Origin of the sequence: Aquimarina megaterium XH134, from assembly GCF_000520975.1 — a bacterium.
GTDB lineage: Bacteria > Bacteroidota > Bacteroidia > Flavobacteriales > Flavobacteriaceae > Aquimarina > Aquimarina megaterium.
The window spans coordinates 85,770-102,488 of sequence record NZ_JACB01000042.1 but is presented as its reverse complement, the minus strand read 5'-3'; the positions used below and the strand labels follow the sequence as shown (position 1 = coordinate 102,488).

Genomic DNA, 16,719 nt, shown 5'->3' with positions numbered 1-16,719 from the left:
ATGACAAGAGTTAATAAAGTAACGATTTTTGGTAACAACATACTCTATGTAAACCTCTTTCTCGGGCCTTAAAGCAAGAGTCTATAGTTAGTAATTCTGAATTGATTAAAATCACTTAGATTTGTATCTGATCGTATTGCTTAGGAAGTATATAATAGCAATTACTATTATAGCTTTGTTGTACATAAGCTAAATAATCCAAAAAGATAGATTCAAGTTTTCAATGGAAATAATTATTAACTTTTTTAAAAATAAAAAAATAAATTTTTGGGTTAGAAACGGCTTTATAATTGTAGTGCTTTCTATTTTGATTAACCACCTTACTGAGCCAGAAAATTTTCCACTAAATAAATCCTACAAATTCCCTTGGTTTCCTATTGTTGCTTCAATTATTGTAGGAGGTATAGTACTTATTATCGCTAGCTTTAATTTTAAATATTTCAAAAACAAATATTTCACTAAAAAAATTAACACACAAATATTATTACGTTTCCTATTTTCAACTTTAGGTTATATTACCATACTATATATCCCTTTATATTATGGTTTAAATGGTTTGATTAATGGCACTGAATCATACAGTATTTATCATCTACTAACGGGATTTTCAATCTCCCTACTAATGTGCACTCTTGGAATTGCTCTTTTATTTTCAAAAGATATTTATAAACTTCACAAACTTACCTCTATAGAAGGTACACTTAAAGTTCGGCAAGGAGGTAAAATAACCTTGGTTAAGTATCCTGAAATTGCCTTTATATATAGTGAAAACAAAATAGTATATATTGTAAAAACTGACGGAACTACAATTAGTACAGATTTTACTTTAAATGAAGTTGAAAGTAAAATTAGCGAACAGAGTTTTTTTAGAGCGAATAGACAAATAATTCTTCATGCTCGTTCTATAGAACAAGTACAATCAATAGAAAATGGAAAACTATCTATACTACTTAAATCTATTTTTTCAGATAAAAAAACTTCTCAAATAACTATAAGTAGATATAAGAGACAAGCGTTTATGGATTGGTTTAATAAGAAATTATAAATTAAGGTTGATTATTCAGGTACTTTTTTGATACCATTCGGTAAAAGTTGCTGTTTTTCAGGAGTTTTTCTTACTTGATCATTGTTACTTCGTTTAAAATTTAAAAACGAAAAAAATGAACAAAACTTCTTTAAAAACAAATTTGACTCCTATAATCACTATAATTCTTTTCTGCCTTTTATACTTATCTGGCTATTTTCAAATGATTACAGCAGCTTTTTTAGTATTAATTGCGAGTGCAATAGAATACAAAAAAGACCTCTTTAAATCATTAGGTTTTCAACGAAAAAGGTTAAATATAAAAAGCCTCTTAGTTATAGCACCTCTATTGGGTACAACTTTTTTTCTATTTTATTACTACATCATGGTGCCAAGTGTTACTTATATTACAGGGCAACCTATAGACTTTTCTGTATTCGAACCTTATAAAGGGAATCTACCTGGTATATTGAATTTACTTGTTTTTATGTGGGCAGCAGCAGCATTCGGCGAAGAAATTGTGTTTAGGGGATATTTAATGAGACAGTTTACCAAGTTTTTTGGCTCAAGCAACATAAGCCTTGTAATCAATATTTTATTATTTGGATTTATTTTTGGTTGGGTACACGCATATCAAGGTATAACTGGTCAAATCGTAGCAGGTATAACTGGTATGCTTTTAGCAATTATTTTTCATATTCGTAAGAACGATTTGTGGTTTAATGTTGCTGTTCACGGATTTATTGACACTGTTGCTTTTCTATTTATATATTATGGGTGGATTTAATAGTTTACTATGTAAAAAGCTTATGTATAAGAAAACATAAGGCTTTTGCGCTTAATCAAAAAGTCTAGTTCATTTACAAAGTCGTTAAATACAAAATTTACATTTCTAAAAAGATAAAAGTAAAATACTATATTTGGCTTAGTATGGATCCGAAACGTATCGATTATCACCTACCCCACGTTTCTTATACTAGGCATTGGCAGTAATTTAGTTAAATCGAACTTTTTAAAAAAATGTAATAAATTGAATTTCGAAAAATATGCAATACGATTATTAAAGATAAATGATTTAAATAATTATTTTCATCTTATCAATGATAATCGAAAACGACTTGAAGAAATATTTACTGGAACTGTTCTTGAGACAAAAACTATTGAATCAACCAAAGTCTTTATGCTCAAGAATTTAGAACGAATAAAAGATAAATCATACTTCCCGTATGTCATTATAGATGAATCTGACAACAGGTTTGTTGGATTTATTGATTTAAAAAATATTGACTATAATATCAAAAAAGCCGAATTAGGATTTTATATGGATGAGAACTATGCTAGAAAAGGTATTATGACCAAAGCACTTAATTGTTTTTGTGATTATTATTTTGAAAAATATCAATTCAACAAATTATTTTTAAGGACTCATCCTGACAACTTCTCAACACGGAAGCTAGCTGAAAAGTGTGGATTCAAAATTGAGGGAGTTATTCGAAATGATTATATGACAACTTCAGGTAAAATTATTGATTTAGTATATTATGGTAGATTGAGCTATGAAAAACAAACTACTACCAACAATGAATAACTGTTAAGAAGAATAAGGTAAAAAACAAATAAAACACTCTACAACAATTCATATAAGCCATATCTACCATACAATAGAAGTCGCGCATCATTAGAACAGAAATATGAAAAAACATAAATATTGGGGGAAAATCGAAGAGGACTGGGCTGGATTTTCGGCAGAAATAGTTTTTAATTCTCAATATTTTGATAATAATAAAGTCACCATATTCTTAGGTAGTGAATTTGATGATGATGGGGAAGAAATTGAAACCATCCCAAATGAAGTTGAATTAAACAATTTTGAAAATACTTTTATAAAGTTCATTTCCAATTTAGATACAATCATAAATAATATAATGCATAAGACTTTTGAAAGGTATCTTAAATTGTATGCTCATTATTATGAAAATGAAGAAAAATCAGGAGAAAAACCTTTAAATATTGATTCAAAAGAAAAACATTTTGAAAAAATCAGAAACCTTATTTATATAAGAATACTTGATAACGGAAATATTAAAATTCTAATTCGTTATGAATTAGATATAGAACACGGCCTTGAAATAAGATTAGAAAACAATAAAATAATTGCTATTGGAGGAATAGCAGAAACGTAAAAGACAACGTTATACAACAATAACTACATACAAATAGATTGTATGTAATTTCATCACAAAATCGAAAATTCTCTAAAAAACATGAATTCAATAATTCGCTATACACTAGAAACTATACACCCTCTTTCAGAAAGTGAATGGAAATTTATTGAACCTCTTTTTAAACGAAAGCAATATTCAAAAAATGAACATATTCTAAATGTCGGTGAAGTCGAAAAATACCTTTACTTTATTGAAAAAGGAGTTTTGAGGTCTTATGTAGATAGAAATGAAAGTGAAGTTACTTTAGAATTTTCTTTTGAAGAAACCATATTTAGTGCTTACGATTCCTTTTTACTGCAAACTAATTCTCTAATCAATGTGCAGGCAATCACACCAACCGTAATTTGGCGAATCCATTATAATGAGCTGCAAACCATTTATAACAAATTTCCAATCGGAAACTTAATAGGACGAGTTGCCACAGAAAAGATTTATCTTGAAAAAAGCAATAGAGAATTATCTTTATTAACAAAAACTGCCGAAGAACTTTATTTGGATTTATTATCCCAACAGCCAGAATTAATTAGGGAAATTCCTCTAAAATATATTGCATCATTTATTGGTATTACTCCGCAAGCATTGAGTAGAATAAGAAGACGAATTACTTAACTTGGGTTCAGCAGATTCACCAATCTCTTTCAGAAATTTGCATCGTAAAAAAATAAAGATGCAAAGAAAAAAAGAATCTAAGTTTTATAGTGTGCTTGCCATCGCTTTGTTGGTGTTCTCGATCGCGCCGTACGCGTTCGTTCTACTACTTCCGTATTTTTCTCTTACAGCAACGCAAAATGCACTTTTTGTAAGTATACTAATTGTATGCGGAGAAGTTATACAATGGATTGCTATACTGATCATTGGTAAACAACTTATTATAAAATTTAAAAAACAACTGAATCCAATGAACTGGTTCAAAAAAGAAAACATTAAAGTTTTTGTATTTAAAACTTCGGTGACAAATGAAACAGATATTTCGATCATAAAATCTCATTTAGATGATTTACCTCAAATATTAAAATGGAATTTTGATCTTGAAGATGATGATAATATTCTTAGAATAGAGTCACAGTCAAATATCATACAACAAGTCGTCAAAGAATTTAAAAAGTTAGGTTACCAATGCGAGGAGCTTATATAAAAATAGAATACCCATATTACAATAAATAAAGAACATAATGAACTTAAAAACAAAAAGATTAGAGCTTACCCCAATCACAAATAAAGATTTGGATGTTTTTCACAATACAAATACGAATCCATTTGTAAAAAAATATTTGTGGGACAATCAGGATATTCCAAAATCAGTCTCTATAGATATTCTTAACAAAACCGAAACAAAATTTAAAACCGAAAAGTGGGGCCTTTGGAAAATTATTAATTTAGACAATGAAGAATACATGGGATATATTGGGTTTTGGTTCTTTTTTGACGAAAAATTGCCTCAGCTTTTATATGCTTTATTACCAGAATTTACTGGAAATGGTTATGCAACTGAAGCTTCACATGAAATTATTGATTATGCCTTTAAAAAGTTACGTTTTAAACATCTAATTGCAACAATGGATAAACCCAATCATAATTCGGTTCATGTTTGCAAAAGATTAAATATGGAATTAATTGAAGAAAGAGTAATAAATGAAAAAACCACATTATTCTTTAAACTGGAAAATAGAAACTATAACTAATGAAAAGTATAGTGTATTGCTTCTGAAACTCTTACTATGAATTTTAACGTAAATAACTATCTTAGTTCCTCTATTGAAAAATCTAAATAGATTTTCATACAACCAAACTATGTATAAATTGTGATAACCAATCATCGAAATAATAAGTTATATGAAACAACCACTTTATCTTTTCCTGTTTTTTTCACTATGCTATTCGTGCAATTCTAATGTTAAAAAGCAACAGGAAAACACAAGAGAAAAAAACTCTATTGAACAGTTATTTTCAGAAATAGAAAACGGGAAATACCCTGCAACTAATGCCATTCTTATTTCCCAAAATGATAGTCTTCTTTTTGAAAAGTACTTTAATGGTTATGGAAAAGATAGCCTGCAAGATGTTCGATCAACCACCAAATCAATAACAGCACTATTGACAGGAATTGCTGTAGATAAAGGAATTCTGAAAGTAGACGAGCCCATTTTCACCTATCTTTCGCAGTACAACAAAGATAATCTCGACAATTGGGACGATAGAAAATCTTTGATAACCGTTGAAGATTTACTGACTATGCGAACCGGAATTGGTTGTGAGCAGTTTTTTGGAGATATGGGATTTCCGGATTGTGAAGATAAAATGTTTGACCAAAAAGACTGGGTTAAATACGGACTTGATCAAAAGATGGCTTTTTCTCCAAAAGAAAAATGGTTATACACAGGAACGGCTCCAATGATTATGGGAGCTGTAATTAGTGATGCATCTCATGTTAATATTGCAGAATTTGCATCAGACTATTTATTTACTCCTTTAGATATTACAAACCATTATCGATGGGCAAAGAATAAAATGACAGGAAGATATTTTACTGCCGGTAATCTAAGAATATCACCAAGAAATATGCTTACTATAGGTCATATGGTTATCAATAAAGGAAAATATAACGGAAAGCAGGTGATTTCGGAGAAAATGATCAGCGAAATTTTAAGCGAAAAGGTAGAATTACCGCAAAATTATTCTTTTTTTAATACAGCTGGCAATTCCTGGGAAGGGCAAGATGCTGCTACTTATGGTTATTATTGGTACACTGAAAAAGTAAAAATAGATGACCGGGAAATTACGTTAAAATTCACTTTCGGAAACGGAGGTAACTATATTGTACTCGTACCTGAATTAGATAATTTGGTCATTGTTTTTACAGGAAGTAATTATGGTAAACCTATCATAAACAAGCAACCTTTTGACATGATGTACACCTATGTATTACCTCATTTCCTGAAATAATATAACCGATATCTAAAATGAAATAGGAGAATAAATGGTAAAAGAAACAGAAACAACTAGAGGAAGAAGAATATAAAGGAGGTATGGCTTTTATAATAGTGATTGCCATTGTAGTTTTAGCTTCACTATTTGGGATCGTTAACTATTTTGGGGGTTAGTATTTTTGTAATTTGGTCTTTGGAAAATGACTAAACTAAAAACAGCATGCATGTATCTGCAAGAATCAAAAAACTTCTTAAAAGATTACCCTAAGATAACTTCAAAATTCAGAGGTTGCTCCGAGCAAGAAATAAATAAATTAGCTTCAATACTTGATGAGGAAATACCTGAAGCTTTTAAAGAGTTTTTAAGATGGTTTGGAAAAAGCGGAGGAAAAATTCTTAGAGGAACCGATTACTATTATGAATACTTATCTGGGGAAGTATATGAGGATTTAAAAGAAGAAGAAATCTTATCTCAAAACTATACGTTTAAAAATGTAGGAATAGATTTGTTAAACGAAAACAATTTTAATGGTAAAGAATTATTAAAAGATACCATTTTATTTATGAGTCATCAAGGCTATTCGATTGAATATATCAAAACCAATGAAGGAGACAATCCGCCCGTATATACTTTTGTAGAACAAGGAGAATGGCTAGAAAAAGGTCCAACCCTTTGGGCTAATTCTTTTAGTGAATATCTTTTAAATATGCTACAACAAGAAATTAAAGCACTCAAACAGATCGGTCAAGTAAAATAAAGAATATATATAATATATATATATAGAACTCATTTAAACTTTTTTGATATTAATAGCAGAAAAACGTTAATTTGAGTGATTTTACGGTTTTTTCATAACCATCGAATTAGTTATTTTAGTAGTTTCAGTTACAGGCTAATTTATAATGAATCTATGTGTACTAGCACACACATACCTTTGTTGGTAGTAATTCCCTAGCATTTGTCCCAGGTTTGTCCTTCTATATTAAATACCTTTTTTCGGTGTTCTACACCCCAACGATACAATTCACTCATCACAGATTTACACGTTTTTCCGTATTCTGTAATGCTGTAAGTAACAGTAATCGGACGGGTATCTTCTACCTTTCTGATGATCAATAAATTCTCCTCGAGAAACTTTAATTCTTTCGACAACATTTTCGGTGTTATCCCTTCTACAATACGCTCCAATTCTTTAAAACCGCAAGTCTCGTAAAAAGTAAGTGCCGTAATAATTGGAATCTTCCACTTACCACTAAAAACCTCAAGTGCATCTCGAACGGGTACCATGTAATTACCAAAATGCTCCTTCATAGGAATCTTTATATCCTTCACTTCTTTGTTTTTCATATCACTATACTTTTGGATACCACTATATTTTATATAGTTGCTTTCCAAATTAAAGCAATCGAGTTAAATTTGCCAAACAAAACAGTAAATAAATTTTAAGATGAAAAAAAGAGATTTAATAATCTACCGTGTGGTAACAGCCTTATTTAGTTTAATGCTTCTAGCTGGGGCTATCACCTATTTCGTCCAATACGAAATGGTAAGTAAAATGTTCACTAGCTTAGGTGTTCCCACCGAAATAATATATCCTCTGGCAATAGTAAAAATACTGGGGGTATTGGCGATTTGGCTGATCAAAAACCCGGTAATCAAAACGTTAGCCTACCTGGGATTCGCGCTTGACCTCGTCTTTGCGATAATTGCCCATTTAAATGCTGGTGACGGCGGTGCTATTGGCCCAGCTATTCCGCTTGTCTTGTTGATCATATCTTATGTGTTTTATAGGAAAAAAAGGCAGGTATATAACTAAAATATTGACGTGTACTCGTTGGGAACAAAAGTTAGCAATCAATGCACAAGAAAAATCAAAAAACAAAGTAACAATTACCCAGCTACGACACAAATATTAAACATTAGTAGTAATTAAAATAAATAATGGATAATTTCGAATTTGTATCAGACGATGCATTCTATATTTGGGGTCGATGTTTCAACTTTCAAGGAAAAGTTGTTTCAGGGGAGGTTTCTACAGATGAAGAAGTAATGATTCAAACCAAAGATGGATCATTGTATGCCAAGGTAGATCTAATAATTAGGCTATCGGATAGAAAAGTCATAGAAAAATCCATCAATGGAGAACGAATAGCTATCGGACTTCATAAATTTAGTAGAGAGAAGTTAAACAATGTCGATAAAAAATTTAATCCTGAGGTTGATAAAGAACCATCAACTACTGAACTTTTAGGTGTAGAATACCCTATTCATATACACAAGTCAGACAAAACGTAAAAACAATTTTTTTTAATGATGGGGTACATAGAATGTAAAATTCACGGAGGAAATGTAGCTGGTTTAATATCTGAATATCACGCTGAGAAAATAAATAAAATGGAGGAACCCATTGATTCTGAGATTCTGAATATCGAAGTGTTAGACAAAAAAGGGCTTTTTAATGGACATTATATTGTTGATCCAACTTTGGTAAGCGAAGCAGGAATTCGAGAATCAAAAATTGACGTACAATCGGAATTTGAAAAGTATGAAATGATGTTTAATAAGCTCTCCCCTATTTGCCCAAAATGCCTTAATAATTATTTGAAAAAAGAATAAAACTACTCACAACAACATACATATGATCATAGTAACTAATGCGAAGCAAAAACAGAAACCTTTACTATGATACATAAATTAAACGCTAACACTAAAGAAAACCCAACTACTACAAAAAAATTAATTCAGAATTAATATCTTTATAGTCTGTTATACTAATTCGACATATGATCTGAGTCTTTATAAAAAGACATTCTCTATACAACGAGAAATTAATGCATAAAAATTCTTCTGATTTTTTAATGCACAGATAAGCATATCCAATTATTTTATCAAATTTTAATACTAGTAATCGATTAGAAATCAATTGCTTTATCACTATGCAATGCATGCTGCATTTCGAAATGTGATGATAATACAGTGATTAAAAATGAATAGTAAACAGTTAATAAGCAGAAACATAGAACTCTTTTATAATACAGCATCCGAAGAAACCAGGCTTAACAAAGGAATGGGTATTTTTGAATTTGAGAGAATCAAATCACTCATAGAAAAATACATTTCGACCTCACCATCAAAAATAATTGACATTGGTGGCGGAACAGGAAAATATTCAGAATGGCTTGCCAACAAAGGACACCAGGTACATTTGGTCGAACCTATTCCTAAACATATAAAAATAGCCCAAAACAGAGCTCATAAATTAAAAAATAAGTATTCGGTTCATTTGGGGGAGTCTAGAAATTTAAAATTTCCTAATAATTTTGCCGATCTAATACTGCTGCACGGCCCTTTGTATCATCTTCAAAAAAAAGAAGATAGAGCGTTAAGTATCCGCGAAGCAAAACGTGTTTTGAAGAATAACGGAATCATTTTGGGTTTTGCCATTAATTATACTGCATCTACCCTGGTCGGTCTTTTAAATGGTCTTATTCATAAAAAATCGTTTTTTGAAATGTGTAAAGACGAATTAACAAGTGGAATACACAATCCCCCTGATGATTTCCCCTGGCTTTTGGCAGAAGCATATTATCATACACCAAAACAGCTTAAAAACGAATTCATAAGTCAAGAATTAACGTATCTTACTACTTATGCAGTTGAGGGAATGGCCTGGTTAGACAAAAATTATTTTACTAATATGCTAAATGACAAAAAGAAAGAAACATTGTTAGAACTTACAAAGATTACAGAAAACGACAGCTATCTTTTACCTTTTAGCCCACATATGATGATAGCGGTAAAAAAACAAACAACGTATGAAAAATAAAGAAAAATATTATAACGCATTAATAGAAAATAATGGTCGGTTAAACGAAATCGACCTTGGAGAAAAACTCGGATTTGATGAAAAGGAAACAAGAGAAATCATTGTTCGACTGTTATCTGAACATAAAATTGAATATTTAGAGAATGGAGCTTGCGATTATAGTCGTATGAAAACAGCGAAAAGGAAAAATAAAAAGGAAACACAATATCAAAAAATATAATCATAGCAACTAAGTGATAAAGCAAATGCCTCGACTTTTGGAAAAACACAATGCTTACAATAAAAAAGTTTTGTAATTAATGCTCAAAAAAAAACAAAAAGCGAGGTAACAATTTGCACTACTTCGATACTTACGTATACTGTTGTGATTAACACAGAAATTCTAAAATATAAAACATATGCAAAAAATTGTTTATTACGTAGCAAGTTCTCTCGACGGATTTATAGCAGGAAAGAACGACGACATAAGTAAATTCATACTTGAAGGGAAAGGAGTTGAAAAATATCAGGCTGAACTTTTAAAATTTGAAACTGTAATAATGGGAAGAAGAACGTATGAGTATGGTTTTCAATACGGTCTTCAGCCGGGACAAGCTGCCTATCCAAATATGGAGCATTACATTTTTTCGGATTCAATGAAAATTGAAAACCTGGCAAACTCTGTTCATATTGAAAAAAGATCAATTCATCGGGTAAAGGAAATTAAAGCAAATTCTAAAACAGATATTTACTTATGTGGTGGTGGAGACTTTGCGGGCTGGCTTTTAGATAATGATTTGATTGATCAGCTCAAACTAAAACTTAATCCAATAATTATTGGAGATGGAATTCATTTATTTGGTAATTCTATAACGAACAAAAAATGGAAGTTGATCGAAAAAGAATCTTTTGATGATGGGCTTCAGATCTTAACGTATGAAAAAGAATAATATAAATAATGAATCATAAAAAAATACAGAAAACACATCAGTTGATATATTCATCAATTAAACAATAAACATAAAGAATATAAAAATATAATGCGATCTATAGTAATTTTAATAATTATTCTGTTTAACAACACCTGTTTTGCTCAGAAGGAATTAAGTTGTTTAAAAAACATCAAAAAAAGTAACTGGAATTACGCTATTTGTACCGATTCTATCATGGACGTTAATTTGGCTAACATGTCTGAAATACTTATAAAACAGCAAGAAATTTCGGATTCAGGAAAACTTACTCGTCAATTATCGATAAGAATGTTATACAATTATAAAAATAAGTCTGTTAAAGAGTTATGGTCTTCTGAATTTGAAGACATAAAGTTTAAAGAATCTAAATTGGTTTCTGCAACAGATAGTCTTTTTAAAGTAAATGACAATAGTTTTTATTCAAAACACATAGTTTATAAAGATGAAAAAGACAAAATATGGACTTTATCTTCGGCAATTGGGATTTATAAAAGTCAATATTATTCTTTTCATACTATGGGGATTAATAAGGGGAATGACTCCTACAAATACCTTTTAAAAGTAATTAATCGAAGTAATTTCTTTGATACCCCTACATTAAAAAATGATAATAAAATAAGAGACAGTTTTCTCGATAATTTAATCAAAAGCATAACGAATGAGAAATCTTTAAATGAAATTCTTTTAGACGTTAATACTTTTATATCGATTGCTCCAGAAGAAGAGAAACAAATATTAGAAAAGGATCATCCAAAAATTGAATTGATGATTAATAGTTGGAATAAATCGGTTTATCCTTTCATAAAAGAAATGAAAGAATTCGAAACTGTTAGTATTAAAAACTCATCTTTTATACCAGATAATCCACAACCAAATGCAACAACTTATTTTATTAGGGTTCTTTTTAATTGCGATCAACAAGAAATCAGTTACAAAATGCTTTGTATGGCAATAGATGGAAAAATATACTTAGGACAAATGATGAAAAGTTAATTCGATACACGTTATAGAAAAACGTTATTTACGATTAACGGTATGAAATTATTCGCAGGAAGTAAAAAAGAAAATGGGAAAATAAAGCTTGTAATTATAGTCTTATAAAAACAGCTAGCCATATATCCTATGCAAAGCGTCGTCTAAAATCTTAGGCAAAAAGATGTGGTTTTCTACCATGAATATTAAGATAAACTTAGTAATTTGGAGTGTTAAATAAACATTGAGAATACAAAAAGGATATATGTATACCGCACATATATCCTTTTGTTGGCAACAAGCTAAAAAAAAAATGCAACAAGAGTATAAAAAATATATCGAAGACTATATCAAATTATTTCCCGATTTAAACTCAGAGGAAATAGCTTTTATGAATTCATATCTAACCATAGCCAAGTATGCTAAAAAGGAGTTTTTATTCAAAAGCGGAGAAGTGCAAAAAGAGGTTGGGTTTGTGTGTAAAGGGCTCTTAAGAAGATATTACATAAACGAAAAAGGGAATAAAATAACAACTGGGTTTATTAATGAAAACAAATACGCAACCGATTATCCTTCCTTTATAAGACAAAAACCATCTAAGTATTTTATTGAATGTTTAGAACCATCTGTTATAATAAAGTTGCCCTATGACAAAATCCAGGAAGGATACAGCAAATTTAAGGTTAGCGAAATGTACGGAAGGTTAATCGCCGAATATGTGTTAACAGTACAAACCGACAGGGTTGAAAGTTTTTTATTCGAAAATGCCGAAGAAAGATATCTTAACTTTATTGAGCAAAATAAAGATATTATTAATAGAATTAGTCTATCCCATTTAGCATCTCATCTTGGTATTGAGCGCCAATCATTAAGCAGAATAAGAAGTAAAATTGCCAAAAAATGATTTTGTCACAAATGTGACAGGTAAATCATACTACAATATCACATTTTTGCAGTATACATTTTAAAGAATTGTAAAATATGACTTCAAAAATAAAAATAATTAGACTTATCCTAACCGTACAATTTCTACTTCTTGGATTGGTTTCTTGCGGTCAAAGCACAAATTCTCAACCTTCTATACATGCAAAGATCCAGGAACAGACCCATAAAATTTTCGATAGTCTTGTCACCATCCGTCGAGACTTTCATATGAACCCTGAAGTGTCTGGAAAAGAGAAAAGAACGTCAGATAAGATTGCTAAATATTTATTGTCCTTAGGATACGAAGTGAAAAGAGGTATTGGTGGTTACGGTGTTGTTGGTATCTTAAATACCGGAAAAAAAGGAAAGCGAATTGCCTGGAGAGCAGATATTGATGCAATGCCATCGGATATACCAGATGTAGTAGGTTTTGCATCAAAAAACGAAGGTGTTCGTCATATTTGCGGGCATGATGTAAATACAACAATCGCACTTGGTATAGCCAACGTAATAGCTAGCCAGAAAGAAGAATTGACAGGTGTTGTATATTTTATTTTCCAACCTTCAGAAGAGCCTTATACGGGCGCAAAAGCAATGATCGATGATGGTTTATTCGAGATGATTACTCCTGATGAAATTTATGGTTCGCATATTGCACCTATGGCAACAACTATGATTTCAACAAAACCCGAATGGATGTTTGCCGATTACAAAGTACTTAACATATCATTTAAAAATTCAAGTGAAAATGAATCAATCATAGCATATGGTAGAGAACTCATTATGAGTCTACAAAATGTAGGGCCTTCAAGCAAATTTTGGAATCCCCAAAGTTTATCAGATCCTAATATAGGTCTTGCAAGTCCAAACACCATTTTCAAGAACTATACCTTTGTAAATCAAGACAGTTTTAACGTAGAGAAAACTGAGAATGAAATATCTATAAAGGCTTATATCGGATCAAGCGTAAAGGAGAAGTTTGATGCTATACCTCCACAATTAAAACAAAAGATAAGCAACTCTAAATTTGCAGAAAACCTAATTGAAGTTGAGTATACTTACGAAAGAGCAAATCTATACAATGACAAAACTCTAACTCAAAATTCTTTAGCTCACATAGCTCAAATTTACGGAGCAGAAAACATTATTTTTTTACACGGAATAATGGCTGATTATCGAGGAGATGATTTTGCATATTATCAAGAGAAAGTACCAGGAGTGTATTTTTATTTAGGGGGTTCAAATTTTCAAAAAGGAATACTCTCTATGCCACATGCACCCAATTTTCAAGTTGATGAAAATTGTATTAAAACAGGAGTGAATTATTTTTCATCATTGATAATTGAAAGGCTGTTTAACTAAATAGAAAAGGTAAAACTCTCTAAAAGGATGTTTCAGAGAACCTTTAGTTTTAGACTTAAATTCTCAAAAATACATTATGCTATAATGTGTTTAAATATTGATTTTATGGTTTCCACAATAAACGTTTACAAATTTACTACATACGTTTATGCTTAAATTAATTACAATTACCAATCAAACAAGATTGTCTAAATAAAATCAATTAATATAGATCTACATAACTTAAAAATATAACATGAAAACATTACAACAAAAATTCAGCAATTTCAAAATTGAAAAAAAGAAATTAAAAACCATTTATGGAGGAGGTATACAAACTATTTCTAAAGAAAAAATTACATACAAATGTTGGCATTCAAGGTCTTCATTACATCCTACCACATTTCATCATATAAAAGATGTCCAAAGATGGGAATCCCTGGTGCCAAAAGGGGAGTGTTTTATTGTTCGCTAACAATATAAAAAAAAGCTACCTATTTATGGGTAGCTTTTTTTTATTCATTTTTTAATAAATGTATTGGAAAAGAACCACGCATCTCTGCTCCTAATCTATTAATCCAGGAACAAAAAACATAACCGTTTGTATCAACTCCGCTAACAGTCATTTTTGGACTATCTGTTTCTAGTTGTACGATGTCATTTTTTGTTAACTCGTCCATTTTTATTTATTGAAATTTATTTTTATTCCTTCTATTTCTTACGTACTCAATATACCATAAACATAATAACCATAGGTGAATCATAATGATTAAATGCCACCATTCAAACTTATATTCCATTCTATTTTATTTCTCTTTCTTAATAATAGATTGAAAATATCTAACACCTAATTGCCCTCCGTAAAATAAAGCAGATACTCCTCCTGTAGGTTTCCATTCATCATCTAAATAAATATTAACCTTTTTTTCCAGTTTTTCTTCAGATGAATCAGAGAGTATTTTATATATCATTTACTGTTACTTTATTAAAGTGATTTTATCAATAAACAAATCTATAATTACTCTTTATTTTTTCTTTACGGTAATCCGCAATCAAGTTAAATTCTTTATCAGTAGATTTTAACCCCACTCAAACTTATACTGCATCAGATTATTAGAAATCATATCTAGTTTGTTTTCTTTGATTATTATGCCTTCTTTTTTTAGATCAGATTTTAGATGTCTACATATTTTGTTCTCTACGTTTATGATAATATATCCTTTTAGGCGTTTGCTTTTTATTTCTAATATCTTTTTAAAAATAAGAGCATCTATTGATTCCTTGAAACCAAGATTCATAATAAAACATTATTTAATTTTTCCCCAAGTAAATCTACCAATTATAAACTTTCCTTCCACACTTAAGACAACACTTACTTTCTGGGGTTAATAATTTTATAGGGTTACAAATACACAGATTGTTCTTTTTTGATCTGTAATTGAAGAATCAATATGCCAGCCATTTTTTATTATAACTCTAAGATACAATAGGGTTATTTTATGTTCTTGTAATTTTCCATAGAGCTTATTAAATTAAAATAGTTTCCATTCTGAAATCATGTTTCTTGCGCTTATAAATTTAGCTATTTCATTTAGCCAAATTTTCCTTACACTTATAAACTACCCACAATATGGTCGCTTAATAATTATACTTTAGAAGTATGTTTAATTTTAAAATATATTATGAAAAATACTCTTAAAGATCTCAAAAAATTCAAATTATCTAACCTATCCGCTATTAATGCCGGAAACATGAGCTCAACCCTTGATCCTAAACCTACAAGTTGGACTTGTGAAAAAACTGTTAATGGAAGAACTTTAGAACAGGATGTTAAAAATGCTGACTTTCTTATAAACCATGGATGGGAATGTTACCCAGTTTATGGATAGTTCTATGTAAACATACTCATCCTATTTTTAGCTAAATTTAAAAATGGGGTGAGTTCATAGATTAGTCTTGATCTTAGATTAAAAGCATGTAATCTAGTGATAAAAGAAGATAATTAAAACCTATTAGAAGTGTATTCTATAAAGATATATACTATTACCTAAGGATAATTCTAAGTAAAATCTTCTCATTTGCCTTACTTCTTATATATACAAATATAAAAAAGGGATTACCAAAAAATAATCCCTTTGATAGATTTAAAAAACAAATGCCCAAAATTTGTTATATCTCTATTACTTACGAATTGCATAACTAGAAGCCTTAGGGAGTTCTCTTAAAAAATTTACAATACTCTTAAAATTCAACCCAAAAGTGGAATAAAAATGATTCATAATTGTGTGATTTAAGGTTAATTACCTGTAATATAACAAGTTATTAACAATATTCCAAATTATTTGTTGATTTAATGTTAATAATTTGTTTAAAACTACAATAATAACGATATAATACCTTATTTATCTATTTTTATTAATAATTAACACGTAAAAACCTACTTTTATTGTTAATAACCATGTTAATAACTCTAACAAGCCTTATCCATCAACGATTTACATATCAAACAGTTATCAAAAAAAGTACAAA

At 29.9% G+C, this 16,719-nt stretch carries 24 protein-coding genes; 20 read left to right on the top strand and 4 right to left on the bottom strand.

What is annotated here, in order from left to right:
* Nucleotides 1-223 precede the first annotated feature (223 nt).
* The 9 genes from Z053_RS0121440 (at nucleotide 224) to Z053_RS0121400 (ending at nucleotide 6,934) form a co-directional block, all read left to right on the top strand.
* A complete protein-coding gene (locus tag Z053_RS0121440) occupies nucleotides 224-1,045 on the top strand; it encodes a LytR/AlgR family response regulator transcription factor (RefSeq protein WP_025667019.1) in 822 nt (273 codons plus the stop codon).
* Between the two features lie 115 nt (nucleotides 1,046-1,160).
* Nucleotides 1,161-1,811, top strand: coding sequence for a CPBP family intramembrane glutamic endopeptidase (locus Z053_RS0121435; RefSeq protein WP_025667018.1), 651 nt, complete (start codon nucleotides 1,161-1,163; stop codon nucleotides 1,809-1,811).
* 243 nt (nucleotides 1,812-2,054) lie between these two features.
* Nucleotides 2,055-2,612: a GNAT family N-acetyltransferase gene (locus tag Z053_RS0121430; RefSeq protein ID WP_025667017.1), complete on the top strand. Its 558-nt coding sequence runs from the start codon at nucleotides 2,055-2,057 to the stop codon at nucleotides 2,610-2,612.
* Nucleotides 2,613-2,715: 103 nt separating this feature from the next.
* A complete protein-coding gene (locus Z053_RS0121425) occupies nucleotides 2,716-3,207 on the top strand; it encodes a DUF6985 domain-containing protein (RefSeq protein ID WP_025667016.1) in 492 nt (163 codons plus the stop codon).
* A gap of 81 nt (nucleotides 3,208-3,288) precedes the next feature.
* Entirely contained in the window at nucleotides 3,289-3,858 is a 570-nt protein-coding gene (locus Z053_RS0121420) for a Crp/Fnr family transcriptional regulator (RefSeq protein ID WP_025667015.1), read from the top strand.
* A gap of 58 nt (nucleotides 3,859-3,916) precedes the next feature.
* Nucleotides 3,917-4,384 (top strand): transporter suffix domain-containing protein, encoded by a 468-nt coding sequence (locus tag Z053_RS31160; RefSeq protein WP_152538363.1) that lies wholly within the window; start codon nucleotides 3,917-3,919, stop codon nucleotides 4,382-4,384.
* A gap of 37 nt (nucleotides 4,385-4,421) precedes the next feature.
* Complete coding sequence (locus Z053_RS0121410; RefSeq protein WP_025667013.1) at nucleotides 4,422-4,931, top strand: GNAT family N-acetyltransferase; 510 nt, start codon at nucleotides 4,422-4,424, stop codon at nucleotides 4,929-4,931.
* Between the two features lie 151 nt (nucleotides 4,932-5,082).
* Nucleotides 5,083-6,192, top strand: coding sequence for a serine hydrolase domain-containing protein (locus Z053_RS0121405; protein ID WP_025667012.1), 1,110 nt, complete (start codon nucleotides 5,083-5,085; stop codon nucleotides 6,190-6,192).
* A 184-nt stretch (nucleotides 6,193-6,376) separates the two neighbouring features.
* Nucleotides 6,377-6,934 (top strand): SMI1/KNR4 family protein, encoded by a 558-nt coding sequence (locus Z053_RS0121400; protein WP_025667011.1) that lies wholly within the window; start codon nucleotides 6,377-6,379, stop codon nucleotides 6,932-6,934.
* A 194-nt stretch (nucleotides 6,935-7,128) separates the two neighbouring features.
* Here the strand turns inward: Z053_RS0121400 and Z053_RS29085 are convergent, their stop codons facing one another.
* Nucleotides 7,129-7,572 (bottom strand): winged helix-turn-helix transcriptional regulator, encoded by a 444-nt coding sequence (locus tag Z053_RS29085; RefSeq protein WP_025667010.1) that lies wholly within the window; start codon nucleotides 7,570-7,572, stop codon nucleotides 7,129-7,131.
* Between the two features lie 52 nt (nucleotides 7,573-7,624).
* On the opposite strand from Z053_RS29085, the gene Z053_RS0121390 reads away from it, so the two are divergent.
* From Z053_RS0121390 to Z053_RS0121345, 10 genes are all read left to right on the top strand, one after another.
* Nucleotides 7,625-7,993 carry a DoxX family protein gene (locus tag Z053_RS0121390; RefSeq protein ID WP_025667009.1) on the top strand — a complete coding sequence of 123 codons (369 nt, stop codon included), beginning with the start codon at nucleotides 7,625-7,627 and terminating at the stop codon, nucleotides 7,991-7,993.
* Between the two features lie 125 nt (nucleotides 7,994-8,118).
* Entirely contained in the window at nucleotides 8,119-8,472 is a 354-nt protein-coding gene (locus Z053_RS0121385; RefSeq protein WP_025667008.1) for a hypothetical protein, read from the top strand.
* Nucleotides 8,473-8,487: 15 nt separating this feature from the next.
* Nucleotides 8,488-8,793 carry a hypothetical protein gene (locus tag Z053_RS0121380; protein ID WP_035096521.1) on the top strand — a complete coding sequence of 102 codons (306 nt, stop codon included), beginning with the start codon at nucleotides 8,488-8,490 and terminating at the stop codon, nucleotides 8,791-8,793.
* Nucleotides 8,794-9,163: 370 nt separating this feature from the next.
* Nucleotides 9,164-10,003 (top strand): class I SAM-dependent methyltransferase, encoded by an 840-nt coding sequence (locus Z053_RS0121375; protein WP_025667006.1) that lies wholly within the window; start codon nucleotides 9,164-9,166, stop codon nucleotides 10,001-10,003.
* The gene (locus Z053_RS0121370) at nucleotides 9,993-10,223 is read left to right on the top strand and encodes a hypothetical protein (RefSeq protein ID WP_025667005.1); all 231 of its coding nucleotides are present in this window, start codon (nucleotides 9,993-9,995) and stop codon (nucleotides 10,221-10,223) included. Before Z053_RS0121375 ends, Z053_RS0121370 begins: the two co-directional genes overlap by 11 nt.
* A gap of 178 nt (nucleotides 10,224-10,401) precedes the next feature.
* Nucleotides 10,402-10,932: a dihydrofolate reductase family protein gene (locus Z053_RS0121365; protein ID WP_025667004.1), complete on the top strand. Its 531-nt coding sequence runs from the start codon at nucleotides 10,402-10,404 to the stop codon at nucleotides 10,930-10,932.
* A 237-nt stretch (nucleotides 10,933-11,169) separates the two neighbouring features.
* Nucleotides 11,170-11,946: a hypothetical protein gene (locus Z053_RS0121360; protein WP_025667003.1), complete on the top strand. Its 777-nt coding sequence runs from the start codon at nucleotides 11,170-11,172 to the stop codon at nucleotides 11,944-11,946.
* A 223-nt stretch (nucleotides 11,947-12,169) separates the two neighbouring features.
* A complete protein-coding gene (locus Z053_RS0121355) occupies nucleotides 12,170-12,829 on the top strand; it encodes a Crp/Fnr family transcriptional regulator (protein ID WP_241459850.1) in 660 nt (219 codons plus the stop codon).
* Nucleotides 12,830-12,906: 77 nt separating this feature from the next.
* Complete coding sequence (locus Z053_RS0121350) at nucleotides 12,907-14,211, top strand: M20 metallopeptidase family protein (RefSeq protein ID WP_035096519.1); 1,305 nt, start codon at nucleotides 12,907-12,909, stop codon at nucleotides 14,209-14,211.
* 235 nt (nucleotides 14,212-14,446) lie between these two features.
* A complete protein-coding gene (locus Z053_RS0121345) occupies nucleotides 14,447-14,665 on the top strand; it encodes a hypothetical protein (RefSeq protein WP_025667000.1) in 219 nt (72 codons plus the stop codon).
* A gap of 40 nt (nucleotides 14,666-14,705) precedes the next feature.
* Here the strand turns inward: Z053_RS0121345 and Z053_RS31155 are convergent, their stop codons facing one another.
* From Z053_RS31155 to Z053_RS0121330, 3 genes are all read right to left on the bottom strand, one after another.
* Entirely contained in the window at nucleotides 14,706-14,870 is a 165-nt protein-coding gene (locus tag Z053_RS31155) for a DUF2158 domain-containing protein (protein WP_152538362.1), read from the bottom strand.
* A gap of 126 nt (nucleotides 14,871-14,996) precedes the next feature.
* Nucleotides 14,997-15,161, bottom strand: a complete 165-nt coding sequence (locus tag Z053_RS30865) for a DUF1737 domain-containing protein (RefSeq protein ID WP_081748312.1) — start codon at nucleotides 15,159-15,161, stop codon at nucleotides 14,997-14,999.
* 108 nt (nucleotides 15,162-15,269) lie between these two features.
* Entirely contained in the window at nucleotides 15,270-15,488 is a 219-nt protein-coding gene (locus tag Z053_RS0121330; protein WP_025666999.1) for a hypothetical protein, read from the bottom strand.
* A 453-nt stretch (nucleotides 15,489-15,941) separates the two neighbouring features.
* On the opposite strand from Z053_RS0121330, the gene Z053_RS31635 reads away from it, so the two are divergent.
* Nucleotides 15,942-16,079, top strand: a complete 138-nt coding sequence (locus Z053_RS31635) for a hypothetical protein (RefSeq protein ID WP_160170134.1) — start codon at nucleotides 15,942-15,944, stop codon at nucleotides 16,077-16,079.
* Nucleotides 16,080-16,719 lie beyond the last annotated feature (640 nt).

Coding starts and splice junctions, on each gene's coding strand:
- Z053_RS0121375 (WP_025667006.1), top strand. CDS start 9,164: ATGAATAGTAAACAGTTAATAAGCAGAAACATAGAACTCTTTTATAAT.
- Z053_RS0121435 (WP_025667018.1), top strand. CDS start 1,161: ATGAACAAAACTTCTTTAAAAACAAATTTGACTCCTATAATCACTATA.
- Z053_RS0121410 (WP_025667013.1), top strand. CDS start 4,422: ATGAACTTAAAAACAAAAAGATTAGAGCTTACCCCAATCACAAATAAA.
- Z053_RS0121420 (WP_025667015.1), top strand. CDS start 3,289: ATGAATTCAATAATTCGCTATACACTAGAAACTATACACCCTCTTTCA.
- Z053_RS0121350 (WP_035096519.1), top strand. CDS start 12,907: ATGACTTCAAAAATAAAAATAATTAGACTTATCCTAACCGTACAATTT.
- Z053_RS31155 (WP_152538362.1), bottom strand. CDS start 14,870: ATGGACGAGTTAACAAAAAATGACATCGTACAACTAGAAACAGATAGT.
- Z053_RS0121385 (WP_025667008.1), top strand. CDS start 8,119: ATGGATAATTTCGAATTTGTATCAGACGATGCATTCTATATTTGGGGT.
- Z053_RS0121360 (WP_025667003.1), top strand. CDS start 11,170: ATGTCTGAAATACTTATAAAACAGCAAGAAATTTCGGATTCAGGAAAA.
- Z053_RS30865 (WP_081748312.1), bottom strand. CDS start 15,161: ATGATATATAAAATACTCTCTGATTCATCTGAAGAAAAACTGGAAAAA.
- Z053_RS31160 (WP_152538363.1), top strand. CDS start 3,917: ATGCAAAGAAAAAAAGAATCTAAGTTTTATAGTGTGCTTGCCATCGCT.
- Z053_RS31635 (WP_160170134.1), top strand. CDS start 15,942: ATGAGCTCAACCCTTGATCCTAAACCTACAAGTTGGACTTGTGAAAAA.
- Z053_RS0121405 (WP_025667012.1), top strand. CDS start 5,083: ATGAAACAACCACTTTATCTTTTCCTGTTTTTTTCACTATGCTATTCG.
- Z053_RS0121345 (WP_025667000.1), top strand. CDS start 14,447: ATGAAAACATTACAACAAAAATTCAGCAATTTCAAAATTGAAAAAAAG.
- Z053_RS0121400 (WP_025667011.1), top strand. CDS start 6,377: ATGACTAAACTAAAAACAGCATGCATGTATCTGCAAGAATCAAAAAAC.
- Z053_RS0121425 (WP_025667016.1), top strand. CDS start 2,716: ATGAAAAAACATAAATATTGGGGGAAAATCGAAGAGGACTGGGCTGGA.
- Z053_RS0121330 (WP_025666999.1), bottom strand. CDS start 15,488: ATGAATCTTGGTTTCAAGGAATCAATAGATGCTCTTATTTTTAAAAAG.
- Z053_RS0121390 (WP_025667009.1), top strand. CDS start 7,625: ATGAAAAAAAGAGATTTAATAATCTACCGTGTGGTAACAGCCTTATTT.
- Z053_RS0121380 (WP_035096521.1), top strand. CDS start 8,488: ATGATGGGGTACATAGAATGTAAAATTCACGGAGGAAATGTAGCTGGT.
- Z053_RS0121370 (WP_025667005.1), top strand. CDS start 9,993: ATGAAAAATAAAGAAAAATATTATAACGCATTAATAGAAAATAATGGT.
- Z053_RS0121365 (WP_025667004.1), top strand. CDS start 10,402: ATGCAAAAAATTGTTTATTACGTAGCAAGTTCTCTCGACGGATTTATA.
- Z053_RS0121440 (WP_025667019.1), top strand. CDS start 224: ATGGAAATAATTATTAACTTTTTTAAAAATAAAAAAATAAATTTTTGG.